Annotated in this window: 11 protein-coding genes; 8 read left to right on the forward strand and 3 right to left on the reverse strand. The window is 69.9% G+C overall.

The genetic code is table 11. The features are described from left to right. The first annotated feature begins 258 nt into the window (after positions 1–258). The 3 genes from ACQPZZ_RS11745 (at position 259) to ACQPZZ_RS11755 (ending at position 3,038) form a co-directional block, all read left to right on the forward strand. Positions 259–1,062 (forward strand): NAD-dependent epimerase/dehydratase family protein, encoded by an 804-nt coding sequence (locus tag ACQPZZ_RS11745; RefSeq protein WP_432931519.1) that lies wholly within the window; start codon positions 259–261, stop codon positions 1,060–1,062. Further along, positions 1,034–2,479 carry an aldehyde dehydrogenase (NADP(+)) gene (locus ACQPZZ_RS11750; protein ID WP_432931521.1) on the forward strand — a complete coding sequence of 482 codons (1,446 nt, stop codon included), beginning with the start codon at positions 1,034–1,036 and terminating at the stop codon, positions 2,477–2,479. The genes ACQPZZ_RS11745 and ACQPZZ_RS11750 overlap by 29 nt, the downstream gene beginning before the upstream one ends. 130 nt (positions 2,480–2,609) lie before the next feature. Next, positions 2,610–3,038 (forward strand): ester cyclase, encoded by a 429-nt coding sequence (locus ACQPZZ_RS11755; protein WP_432931523.1) that lies wholly within the window; start codon positions 2,610–2,612, stop codon positions 3,036–3,038. A gap of 92 nt (positions 3,039–3,130) precedes the next feature. Here the strand turns inward: ACQPZZ_RS11755 and ACQPZZ_RS11760 are convergent, their stop codons facing one another. Together ACQPZZ_RS11760 and ACQPZZ_RS11765 are read right to left on the reverse strand one after the other, a co-directional pair. Next, positions 3,131–4,444 carry a pectate lyase family protein gene (locus ACQPZZ_RS11760; protein WP_432931525.1) on the reverse strand — a complete coding sequence of 438 codons (1,314 nt, stop codon included), beginning with the start codon at positions 4,442–4,444 and terminating at the stop codon, positions 3,131–3,133. Positions 4,445–4,502: 58 nt separating this feature from the next. Further along, positions 4,503–5,420 carry a 5-dehydro-4-deoxyglucarate dehydratase gene (locus ACQPZZ_RS11765; protein ID WP_432931527.1) on the reverse strand — a complete coding sequence of 306 codons (918 nt, stop codon included), beginning with the start codon at positions 5,418–5,420 and terminating at the stop codon, positions 4,503–4,505. A gap of 247 nt (positions 5,421–5,667) precedes the next feature. On the opposite strand from ACQPZZ_RS11765, the gene ACQPZZ_RS11770 reads away from it, so the two are divergent. The 5 genes from ACQPZZ_RS11770 (at position 5,668) to ACQPZZ_RS11790 (ending at position 10,821) form a co-directional block, all read left to right on the forward strand. After that, positions 5,668–6,525 (forward strand): carbohydrate ABC transporter permease, encoded by an 858-nt coding sequence (locus ACQPZZ_RS11770; protein ID WP_432934349.1) that lies wholly within the window; start codon positions 5,668–5,670, stop codon positions 6,523–6,525. A gap of 19 nt (positions 6,526–6,544) precedes the next feature. Further along, positions 6,545–7,426, forward strand: coding sequence for a carbohydrate ABC transporter permease (locus ACQPZZ_RS11775; protein ID WP_363646399.1), 882 nt, complete (start codon positions 6,545–6,547; stop codon positions 7,424–7,426). Positions 7,427–7,470: 44 nt separating this feature from the next. Then, the gene (locus tag ACQPZZ_RS11780) at positions 7,471–8,760 is read left to right on the forward strand and encodes an ABC transporter substrate-binding protein (RefSeq protein WP_432931529.1); all 1,290 of its coding nucleotides are present in this window, start codon (positions 7,471–7,473) and stop codon (positions 8,758–8,760) included. A 90-nt stretch (positions 8,761–8,850) separates the two neighbouring features. After that, entirely contained in the window at positions 8,851–10,014 is a 1,164-nt protein-coding gene (locus tag ACQPZZ_RS11785; protein WP_432931531.1) for an enolase C-terminal domain-like protein, read from the forward strand. Between the two features lie 33 nt (positions 10,015–10,047). Next, positions 10,048–10,821, forward strand: coding sequence for an IclR family transcriptional regulator (locus tag ACQPZZ_RS11790; protein ID WP_363646402.1), 774 nt, complete (start codon positions 10,048–10,050; stop codon positions 10,819–10,821). 45 nt (positions 10,822–10,866) lie between these two features. Here ACQPZZ_RS11790 and ACQPZZ_RS11795 read toward each other — a convergent pair whose 3' ends face one another. After that, a complete protein-coding gene (locus tag ACQPZZ_RS11795; protein WP_432931533.1) occupies positions 10,867–11,328 on the reverse strand; it encodes a hypothetical protein in 462 nt (153 codons plus the stop codon). Between the last annotated feature and the right edge of the window lie 29 nt (positions 11,329–11,357).

Consider the following 11,357-nt stretch of genomic DNA (forward strand, 5'->3'; position numbering starts at 1 on the left):
GCGCGGGAGGAGTGTCATGCTCGCGCTCCTGTTCGCATGCTTGAACCGGTTGCGCAATTGCGGTCACCTATCAGCAAGACCGTAGGAATTGACAACAGTTGCGTCAAGAAGGCATTGTCGGTCAGATATGTGAACCCTGCCCGTTCTTGTGAACGTTTGGGAATTGCTGCGAGACTGGCGCCGTTCGGCATTGACACGGTCCGTGCCTCGCGCGGACGATCACCGCGCCTAATGCAGGGCCGATCCGACAGGAGGCACATGCGAATTCTCATGACCGGCGCGGCGGGCGGCGTCGGCACCCTGCTGCGACCCCGGCTGGCCAGGGAGGGGCGCGTGCTGCGCCTGCTCGACGTCGCCCCGCTGAAGGCGGGACCGGGCGAGGAGGCGGTGACCGGCGACATCACCGATCCTGAGGCGATGGAAGCGGCGATGGACGGCGTGGACGCGGTGCTGCACCTCGGCGGCCACAGCCTCGAACAGCCGTGGGCGGACATCCTGCAGGTCAACATCAACGGCACCTACGTGGTGCTGGAGGCCGCGCGGCGGGCGGGGGTGCGCCACGTCGTGCTGGCCAGCAGCAACCACGCGGTCGGGTTCTTCCCGCGCGGCGCCGGCGAGGCCCCGGACTACCTGTTCCCGCGCCCGGACACCTTCTACGGCGTGAGCAAGGTGACCAAGGAGGCGCTCGGCTCGCTGTACCACGACCGGTACGGCATGCAGGTCACCTGCCTGCGCATCGGCTCGTGCTTCGAGCGGCCCAGGGACGCGCGCATGCTGTCGACCTGGCTGTCGCCGGACGACTGCGCCCGGCTGGTCGAGGCGTCGCTGACGGCCGACGGCTTCCACGTCGTGTGGGGAGTCTCGGCCAACACGCGCCGCTGGTGGTCCCTGGAGGAGGGCCGGACCATCGGCTACGAGCCCAAGGACGACGCTGAGGTCTTCGCCGACGCGCTGATCGCCGAGCACGGCGAGCCCGACCTCGGCGAGCTGCCGCACTCCCTGCTCGGCGGGGCGTTCTGCGGCCCCCGCTACGATGTCGAAAATCTCACGGCGGGGGGATGAGGTGACCGATCAGGTGAACCAGGTCGTCCAGGAAGCGGCCGAGCGGGCCGCCGCGGCGGGCGAGGCGTGGCGGGCGACGCCCCCGGCCGAGCGCGCCACCGTGCTCGAAGGCGTCGCCGACGCCCTGCTCAAGCACGCCGAGGAGCTGTGGCCGGCCGCCGCCGAGGAGACCCGGCTGCCGGAGGCGCGGCTCCGCGGCGAGATCGCCCGTACGGCCGCGCAGTTCCGGCTGTTCGCCGACGTCCTGCGGGACGGCGGGTGGGTCGAGGCGGTGATCGACCACCCCGATCCCGGCGCCACGCCGCCGTGTCCCGATGTGCGCAGGATGAACCATCCGCTCGGCGTCGTGGCCGTCTTCGCGGCCAGCAACTTCCCCTTCGCGTTCTCGGTGGCGGGCGGCGACACGGTGTCGGCGCTCGCGGCCGGCTGCCCGGTCGTGGTCAAGGCCCACGAGGGGCACCCCCGCACCTCCGACCTGACCGCCTCCGTCGTACGGCGGGCTCTGCCCGACCCCGGCCTGCTCGGGCTCGTGCACGGGTTCGAGACGGGGGCCCCGCTGGTGAAGCACCCACTCGTCACGGCGGTCGGCTTCACCGGTTCGCTCGCGGGCGGGAAGGCCATCCAGAAGCTGATCGACGAGCGGCCCGACCCCATCCCGTTCTACGGCGAGCTCGGCAGCGTCAACCCGGTCGTCGTGCTGCCCTCGGCCGACCCCGCCGAGGTGGCCTCCGGGTTCGCGGCCTCGCTGACGCTGGGAGTGGGGCAGTTCTGCACCAACCCCGGCCTGCTGTTCGTCCCCGCGGAGGGAGGCTTCGAGCGGGCCGTCGCCGAGGCGGTCGCCGCGACCACCGGCGGGCCCATGCTCACCGCGAAGATCCGAGAGGGTTACCTGCGAACGTCCGGCCGGCTGGCCGAGCGGCTCACCGTGCTGGCCGGCGGGGGAGCGGTGGACGGCGTCACCCCGCAGGTCTTCGCCGCCGACCTGGAGGCGTTCGCGGACGGGCTCCCCGAGCTGGCGGAGGAGTGCTTCGGCCCGTCGGCGATCGTCGTCCGCTACCGCGACCCCGCCGACCTGCCCCCCGTGCTGCGCCGGCTGCCCGGGTCGCTGACCGCGACCGTCCACGCCGCCGGGCCCGAGGAGGCCCGCGACCTCGTGCCAGCCCTGGCCCGGCTGGCCGGACGGCTCATCTGGAACGGCTGGCCCACCGGTGTCGCCGTCTGCTGGGCGATGCATCACGGCGGTCCCTGGCCGGCCTCCACCGCCCCGGCGCACACCTCCGTCGGCGCGGCCTCGATCAGGCGCTGGACGACCCCTGTGGCGTACCAGGACTGGCCGCAGGATCTGCTGCCGCCGGAGCTGCGTGACGACAACCCGCTCGGCGTGCCGCAACGCGTGGACGGCCGCCTGCGCGTCTGACGCCGAGCCGCCGACGCGCCGCTCCCTCTCCGGGAGCGGCGCGTCGGTGTTTCGAGTCCGGGCGCCACCGGGGTGATCGGCCGGTGCCGGATAACCTGGACAACGGACGCGGTAATCGGGGGGTCTCGCCGTGACCGACGTGGTGGATCGATATTTCAGCGCGTACAACGCCCACGATCTGGACGCGGTGATGCGGTGCTACTGTGCCAAGCCCGTCGCGGTCGGCCCGGGCGGGCCGGCGGAGGGCCGCTCGGAGGTGGCGTCGTACCACACCGGCATCTGGCAGGCCTTCCCCGACGTCCACGCCACGGTCCTGCAGAAGGTCGGGGACGGCGAGGCCACGGCGGTCGCCGCGGTGGGGACCGGCAGGCACACCGGGCCGTTCCCGCTCACCACGGGTGAGGTGCTGCAGGGCACCCGGCGGTACGTCAGCGTGCGATGCTGCTGGTTCTTCGCCACGAAGGACGGCCTGATCGTCAATCAGCAGGTCTTCTACGACCAGCTGGAGCTCTATCTCCAGCTCGGGCTGCCGCCGTCCCGTCCGGGTCCCGCGTCCTGAGAAGCGCGTGAGCCGGACGGGACGGCGCGGCCCCGGGGAGGGGCCGCGCGCCATCGGCTCGCGATCACCAGGACGTCCGGCGGCGCCGGGCGTCAGTGGATCTCGCCGGCTCCCGCGTGCCGGGAGACCTCCCTGCGCACGGTTGCGGCGGGGTCGACGTTCGTGTGGAGGGCCGGGGTCCAGCCCGCGTCGGCGCCGAGGTCGGGGTCGTTCTTGGCGTTGTAGGCGGCGACCAGGTCGATCGGGGTCTCCTTGCCGCCGACCCGCAGCAGGTTGCCCTTGGCCGTCAGCGTCGTGCCGCCCCAGTTGTAGAGCAGGTCGGCCGGGTCCACGCTCCGGCTCAGCCGGAAGTAGTTGTTCTCGGCGTAGATCTGGGACTCCACGCCCACGCCCAGCGCGTACTCGAAGGGCTCGGCGTCGGGCACCTGGTAGTAGTTGTTGTAGACGTGCACCTTGCCGAACCGCACGCGCGGCAGCCGCTGCAGGTTGCCGGAGAACTCGTTGTGGTGCACGGTCACACTGAGCTTGCCCCGGTCGTTGGCTGGGTTGTTGGTCGAGCCGATCAGCATCGTCTTGTCGTGGTCGGAGAACTTGTTCCACGACACGGTCACGAAGTCGGACGCGCTGGTGATGTCCGCCTGGCCGTCGTGCACCTGGTAGGGCCGGCCGAAGTAGACCGGCTGGTTCGCGTCGGGGTTGTCCCCGTCGGTGAAGGTGTTGTGGTCGATCCAGACGTGGGTCGAGTTGGTGACCGAGATGTTGTCGTAGAGGGAGTTCCAGTTGCCCTCGTCGCCGTCGGTCGGGTCCCACTGGGGGAAGCAGTCGGCCGCGTCCTCGAAGCGGATGTTGCGGATGATGACGTTGTCGGCCTTGTCCACGTGCAGGTTGATGTGCCGGATGACGGCGCCAGGCAGGCCCACGATGGTCGTGTTCGACGGCACCTTGAGCTTGATGTACTTCGTCTGCGCCGCGGCGGAGGCCGCCCGCGCGTCCTCCATCGGCCCGGAGGGCTCGGTGTCGCGGCCCCACACCGCCGGGTCGTACGCCGCGAGGTAGCCGGCCAGTGTGTATCCCCCGGTGGCGAAGTCGGCGCAGGTCTTGTCGACGTCGATGACGCCCTTGACGTAGATGATCCGGGGGCCGGGGGAGGCGAGCGCCGCGGCCAGGCCCGCGCGGTCGGCGACCACGTGGACGTTCGCGGCGGGGGCCGCCGCGCCGCCGGTGGTGCCGGTGCCGGCCGAGGCCCAGCCGTCGTTCGCCGGCAGCGTCTGCCGCCCGAGATCGGCCTGCTGTCCCACCGGCTTCCCGGTGGGCGTGGTGGCCGCCGCGGCCGGGCTCGCCGCCAGGGCGGGGGCGGCCGCCGCGAGCGCGAGGACGGCCGAGAGGAGGAGGGGTCTTGCGGGCATGACTGATCTCCGTTCCGCGGTCGCTCCCCCGAGACGAGTCCGTACGTGTCGCCGGCGCTCAGGCCGGGTCGGGCGACCGCTCCAGTTCTTCGAGAAGGGCGAGACCGCGGTCGATCAGTGCGGCGAGCCGGTGAACGTGCTCGGGGCCGGGATCGGACAGCGGCCGGCGGACGGGTCCCACGTCCAGACCACGCAGGCGCACACCCGCCTTGATGAGCGAGACCGCGTATCCCGGTCCCTCGCGCCGGAGGTCGACCAGGGGGCGGTAGAACCCTTCGATCAGACGGTTCGCGACGTCGTCGCGGCCGTCCCGCAGCGCCTGGTAGCAGGCGAGCGCGAGGTCGGGGAGGAAACAGAAGACGGCGGAGGAGTAGCGGGTCACGCCGAGGTCCCGGTAGCCGAGTTGGGACAGCTCCGCCGTCGGCAGGCCGTTGAAGTACAGCAGGCCGGACGGGGCGGCCTCCATGATCCGGCGCATGAGGCCGAGATCGCCGTAGCCGTCCTTGAGCCCGATGACGCCCGGGTGCTGCGCGAGCGCCGCGACCGTATCCGGCTCGAAGACGGCGTTGTCCCGCTGGTAGAGGATGATCGGCAGCCGGGTGCCGTCCGCGATCGCCTCGTAGTGGCGGCGCAGGCCGTCCTGACCCGCCTGGACGAGGTACGGCGGCAGCGCGAGCAGGGCCGAGGCCCCGCCGTCCTCGGCCGCTCTGGCGAACTCCAGGGCCATCGCGGTGCCGTAGCCGGTGCCGGCGACCACCGGGACGCGTCCGGCCGCCTCCTCGACGGCCGCGGCCACGCAGGCGGCGTGGTCCCGCAGGCTGAGCGAGGGGAACTCACCGGTGCCGCAGCAGGCGAACACCGCGCCGCACCCCGCCTCGACGCCCTGCCGCACGTGCCGGCGGAACGTCTCGAGGTCGAGCCGCTCCTCCTCGTCGCACGGCGTGACCGGGAAGAACAGCAGGCCGTCCAACGTCACCGGCTTCCTCCGTCATCATTCTGAACCGAATTCATATTCGTGAACACCGGGACCGTACGGCGAGTGGCGGCGCGCGGTCAAGACGCGCACGCCCAGAGAGTGAATGTTTCGAATAGGACACGGATCCTTGACAGGACCGCGGCCCGAACATCACCGTTGATCCGTCCACGCTTGTGAACGAGGTTCAGGAATATGTCTTGACCGAAGTTCGGGAATCTCTACCAGAGGAGATGCGCCGGTGACGACGATGCGCCGCAAGGCCGTGCCGTACCTGCTGATCTCACCGACGGTGGCGCTCATCGCCGCGTTTCTCGTCTACCCGATCGGGAGCGTCGCGTACTACAGCCTCCAGCATCGCAACCTCACCCGGCCATGGGCGGACGGTTTCGCCGGGCTCGACAACTTCCGGCAGATGCTGTTCGAGGACGAGGTCTTCTGGCACAGCCTTGGATTCACCGCGAAATGGGTGGTCGCCGAGATCGCCCTCCAGCTGATCCTCGGACTGGTTCTGGCCCTTATCGTCAATGAAAGTTTCATCGGCCGGGGGCTCGCCCGGTCGCTCGTCTTCTCCCCGTGGGCCGTCTCCGGGGTGCTGACAACGGGCATCTGGATCCTGCTCTACACGCCGAGCACCGGCGTGCTGCGCTTCCTCGGGCAGCCCGAGGCGGCGGTCCTCGGCAATCCCGACACGGTGTTCCCGGCCGTGGTGGTGACCGAGCTGTGGCGTGGTGTGCCGTTCTTCGCGATCCTCCTGCTCGCCGGCCTGCAGGGCATCCCGGGCGAGCTCTACGAGGCGGCGGCGGTGGACGGCGCCGGGCGCGTCAGGCGCTTCCACCACGTCACGCTGCCGCACCTGCGGGACGCGATCGTGCTGGCCACGCTGCTGCGCGGAGTCTGGGAATTCAACAACGTCGACCTGCTCTACACGCTCACGGGCGGCGGTCCCGCGCAGGCGACGATGACGTTGCCGCTGTACGTCGCGCAGCGCGCCGTCGACTCCAAGGACTTCGGGTACGGCTCGGCGCTGACGATGGCGGGCTTCGTGATCCTGCTGTTCTGCTCCATCCTCTACCTGCGGCTCAGCCGGTTCGGCGAGGAACGATGAAGAGGCGAGGGGTTTCGCGATGAGCGCCGACGTCATGACCCGCCCGCACACGCGAGCGGTGCCCGCGGGGGCCCGCCGCCGACGGAAGAGGCGCGACCCCGGCCGCGTGCTGCGGCTCTACGTCCCCCTCGGGCTGTACCTGGTCTTCACCCTCGTGCCGTTCTACTGGATGCTCGTGTTCGCCCTGCGGCCGGCCGGATCGACCGACCCGGTGCCCTGGCCGATCACGTTCGAGCACTTCGAGACCGTCTGGAACGACATCGGCTACGCGGTGTTCTTCAAGAACAGCGTGATCGTCGGGGTCTGGTCGCTGCTGTTCACCACGGTCGTCGCGGTGATGGGCGGTTACGCGCTGTCGCGCTACCGGTTCCGCGGCCGGAGCCTGTTCATGGTCGTGCTGCTGTGCACCCAGTTCATCCCCGGCGCGATGATGCTGATCCCGCTGTTTTCGATCTTCAGGACGCTCGGCCTGATCAACAATCTGGCCAGCCTCGTCGTCGCCGACACCGTCTTCAACCTGCCTCTGTCGATCATCCTGATGAGCGGGTTCATCTCGGCCGTGCCGTTCACGGTGGAGGAGGCCGCGATGGTCGACGGCTGCACCCGGTTCCGCGGCTTCCTCGCGATCGTGCTGCCGCAGTTGCGGCCCGGCCTGATCGCCGTCGGGTCGTTCGCCTTCATCCACACGTGGAACAACTTCCTGTTCGCGCTGATGTTCGTCAGCAGGCAGGACAGCTTCACGATCCCCGTCGGGCTCAGCTACACGATCGGGGAGTACAGCGCCGACTTCGGGGCTCTCGCGGCCGGGGGCGTCGTCGCCGCCCTGCCGGTGGTCTGCGTGTTCGCAGTGGTCCAGCGCTATCTCGTGCACGGCATCAGCGCCGGCGCGGTCAAGGGATAGCACCCCCCATCAAAGAGACCAGCCTGTTGTGAGCAGGAGGAACCATGAAGATGAAAGTGGCCTGGGCGGCGCTCGCCGTTCTCGCCGTCACCGCTTCCGGATGTGGGTCGGACTCGGGTTCCGGCGACGGCTCCGGCAAGACGACCATCACGTTCTGGGACAACAACGGGGGCGCCCGCACCCCGATCTACCAGGAGCTGATCAAGCGGTTCGAGGCGGCGAACCCCTCGATCCACGTCGAGTACGTCGGCATCCCGATCGCCTCCGTCCAGCAGAAGTACGACACCGCCATCGCGGGCGGGGACACCCCCGACGTCGGCGGCGTCACCACGTCGTACCTGGCCAACCTGACCGGCCAGCAGGCGCTGGAGGCGGCGGACGAGTGGCTGGCCAAGAGTTCGGTGAACGGCAAGCTGGCCACGCCCATGCTCGACTCGGTCCGCAAGACCGTGCCCGACGGGAAGCTCTACCTGGTGCCCAACACCTCCAACATGGACGTGGTGTGGTACCTGAAGGACAAGCTCCAGCAGGCGCCCGGCACCTGGGACGAGTTCTTCAAGGCCGCCGACGACCTGACGAAGAAGCCCGACGCGTACGGCTACACCATCCGCGGCGGCGCCGGCTCGATCTTCCAGATCCTGGCCGAGATGTACTCCTACTCGGGCGTGACCGAATTCTTCGACGCCTCGGGCAAGAGCACGATCAACGACCCGAAGAACGTCGAGTTCCTCACGAAGATGGCGGGGCTGTACAAGAAGGACACACCCGAGGCCGACGTCACCAACGACTTCCCGAAGATGGTCGCCGCGTTCGGCACCGGGAAGATCGCGATGATGCACCACAACCTGGGCTCGTACAACGACCACAAGAAGGCGCACGGCGAGGGCAAGGTCGGCGCGTTCGCGCTGCCTACGGGCCCCGGCGGCAAGCGGACCATCGTGGCCAACCCCGTGGACGGCTTCGCGGTCTTCAAGAACAGCGAGCACAAGGACGCCGCCTGGAAGTTCGTGGAGTTCCTGGTCTCCCACGACAGCAACAGTTACTGGAACCAGCAGACGGGCCAGATCCCGGCCAACACCGAGGCGCAGGGCGACTCCTGGTTGCAGGGCCTGGAGCACCTCAAGACGGCCGTCGACACGTTGAACGACCCGAACACCCAGGTCGTGTCGCCGCCCTACTACCTGCCGCAGTTCTCCTCCATCACCAAGGCCGACACCGAGCCCCTCTTCCAGAAGGTCCTGCTCGGCCAGATGAAGCCCCAGGAGTTCCTCGACACCCTGGCGCAGAAACTGACCGACGCCCAGGCCGAATGGAAGAAGGCGACCGGCGGCTGATCCGTCGCCGCCGCGTCCCCGGGACCGGGCCGGTGCGTCCCTGACCGCGCACCGGCCCTCCCGAACTCACCTACGGAAAGGGAAGATCCCATGGCGGTCCTCGAACGCGTCATCGTCACGGTCTTCGCCACGGTCACCAAGTCCGTGGTGGACGGGCACGGCCACCGGCACCCCGGCCCGCCCCGGGAGGTGCGGGAGGCGCTGCTGGCCGTCACCGACAGCGACGGCGCGACCGGGTACTGCCTGGCGGCGCCGGACACCGTCAGGGAGGCGGTGATCACCGGCCACATCGGGCCCGCGCTGATCGGCCAGGACAGCCTCGCCCGGGAGCGGCTGTGGCACCGCGTCGCCCGCCGGCAGCGGGGGGCCCAGGGAAACCTGTCCGACCGCGCGCTCAGCGCCGTCGACCAGGCCCTGTGGGACCTCGCCGGGCGCAAGCTCGGCCTGCCCGTCTGGAAGCTCCTCGGCGGCGCGCGCTCCGAGGTGCCCGCGTACGCGAGCACCATGTGCGGTGACGACATCCCCGGCGGCCTGGCGACTCCCGAGGACTACGCCGCCTTCGCGAAGGAGCTGGTGTCCCGCGGCTACCGCGGGATCAAGCTGCACACCTGGATGCCGCCCATGCCGTACGGCGTGGACCGCGACATCGAGGCGTGCGCCGCGGTCCGCGACGCGGTCGGCCCGGACGTCGCGCTCATGCTCGACAGCAACCACTGGTACTCCCGCTCCGAGGCCCTGGCCCTCGGCCGGGCTCTCGACGAGCTGAACTTCGCGTGGTACGAGGAGCCCATGGAGGAGGCGTCGGTGCAGTCGTACCGATGGCTCGCCGACCAGCTCAGGACGCCGATCCTCGGGCCGGAGACCTCCTGGGGCAAGCACATGGCCCGGGCGGAGTGGGTGGCCGCGGGGGCCTGCGACATCCTCAGGGTGGGGGTGGTCGGCTCCGGCGGGATCATCCCGGCGATCAAGGCCGTCCACCTGGCCGAGTCGTTCGGCATGGACTGCGAGATCCACGGCAACGGCTCCGGCGCCCTGGCCGTGATCGGCGCCACGCTGTGCGGGCGGTGGTACGAGCGGGGGCTGCTGCACCCCCACTCCGACTACGACACCCCCGCCCCGCACCTGCGCTCGATCGTCGACCCGCTCGTCGGCGGAAAGGTGCGGATGCCGGACACTCCCGGACTGGGGGATGATCTGGATATGGACTACATCGCCTCCCGGACGGTCGCCTCCTGGGGAACCGGCTCACAATAGGAGGCGGACAGGCGGGTCAGGGAGGTAACACCAATGGCGGAACCCGTGCCGCACGTGAAGTCGGCACTCCGGACGGTCGAGCTGCTCGACTTCTTCGCGCAGTATCCCGGGCTGCACAGCCTCACCGACCTTCAGGGCAAGCTGGGCTACCCCAAGAGCAGCCTGCACGCCCTGCTGCGCACGCTGGTCGACCTCGGCTGGATCGAGACCGACGTCACCGGCACGCTCTACCGGATCGGCATGCGGGCTCTGCTGGTCGGGGCGACGTACATCGACGGCGACCCGGTGGTCCAGATGGCGCACGACGCCCTGGACTGGCTGGCCGAGGTGACGGGGGAGACGGTGCACCTCGCCCGTCTCGACCATTTCGACATCGTGTATCTCGCCACGCGTGCCTCGCGGCACTACCTGCGGCCGTTCTCGCGGGTGGGCCGCCGTCTGCCGGCGAGCACCACCTCGCTCGGCAAGGCGATCCTGGCGAGCAGGGATGACGACGAGGTGCGCGCGCTGCTGCCCGCCGAGCTGCCCTCGCTGACGGCCCACACCATCGTGGACGCCGAGGAGCTGCTGGTCGATCTGCGCCGGGTGCGCAAGCAGGGCTACTCGGTGGACCGCGAGGAGAACACCGAGGGGCTGCGGTGCTTCGGCGTCGCGCTGCACATCAGCGACCCGCCGCGCGACGCCATCAGCTGCTCGGTGCCGATCCCGCGCCTCACGCCCGAGCGGGAGAAGGAGATCGCCTCCTGCCTGCTGGAGGCACGCGAGCGCATCGAGCGCTCCGCCATGCGGCAGCGCCGCGCCTACTGACCGCCTGAGGTCCTCCCGGCCGGAGATCGGCCGGGAGGACCGCAATCAGCAGTATTCGCCGGTCACCTGCTGCCGGAACTCCTCCTCGGAGAGCCGCCTCCCATCGAGGTCGATCACCTGGTCGGTGCCGGCGAGTCCTTCCGGCACTTCGTCGAGCAGGAATGCCCGGCCGATGGTGGGAGCGTCCGGCACGGCCGCCGAAACACTGATGTTGTGCGGAAGGGGAAGGGTCAGCCTCACTTCTTCTTCGGCGAACCCCTGTGCTCTTCCCAGAACGACGATTCCCCGCCGCTCATCCGGCTGCGTGGGCTGCGACACCCTCCACAGGGGAGCCCACGTCTCACGGTCCTTCACCTCGAAGGCGGACACGGTCTCCCCTTCGCAGAGCGGAACGACGAACCGGAACTGCCCGTCGGCCGTCCGGCCGATCCCCACCGGTCTGGGCTGGGGATCGCCGAGAGGGACGCCACAGGCCGCGATCGGCAGCAGGGCGGAAAGAACGATCAAGAACTGTCGTCGGCACCGTACGGAATCAT

Origin of the sequence: Microbispora sp. CA-135349 (genome assembly GCF_050947365.1) — a bacterium.
Classification (GTDB): Bacteria; Actinomycetota; Actinomycetes; order Streptosporangiales; family Streptosporangiaceae; genus Microbispora.

What these genes read in the sequence shown, in the direction of transcription:
- ACQPZZ_RS11745 (WP_432931519.1), top strand. Translation starts at nt 259, where the DNA reads ATGCGAATTCTCATGACCGGCGCGGCGGGCGGCGTCGGCACCCTGCTG.
- ACQPZZ_RS11750 (WP_432931521.1), top strand. Translation starts at nt 1,034, where the DNA reads ATGTCGAAAATCTCACGGCGGGGGGATGAGGTGACCGATCAGGTGAAC.
- ACQPZZ_RS11760 (WP_432931525.1), bottom strand. Translation starts at nt 4,444, where the DNA reads ATGCCCGCAAGACCCCTCCTCCTCTCGGCCGTCCTCGCGCTCGCGGCG.
- ACQPZZ_RS11770 (WP_432934349.1), top strand. Translation starts at nt 5,668, where the DNA reads ATGCGCCGCAAGGCCGTGCCGTACCTGCTGATCTCACCGACGGTGGCG.
- ACQPZZ_RS11775 (WP_363646399.1), top strand. Translation starts at nt 6,545, where the DNA reads ATGAGCGCCGACGTCATGACCCGCCCGCACACGCGAGCGGTGCCCGCG.
- ACQPZZ_RS11780 (WP_432931529.1), top strand. Translation starts at nt 7,471, where the DNA reads ATGAAGATGAAAGTGGCCTGGGCGGCGCTCGCCGTTCTCGCCGTCACC.
- ACQPZZ_RS11785 (WP_432931531.1), top strand. Translation starts at nt 8,851, where the DNA reads ATGGCGGTCCTCGAACGCGTCATCGTCACGGTCTTCGCCACGGTCACC.
- ACQPZZ_RS11790 (WP_363646402.1), top strand. Translation starts at nt 10,048, where the DNA reads ATGGCGGAACCCGTGCCGCACGTGAAGTCGGCACTCCGGACGGTCGAG.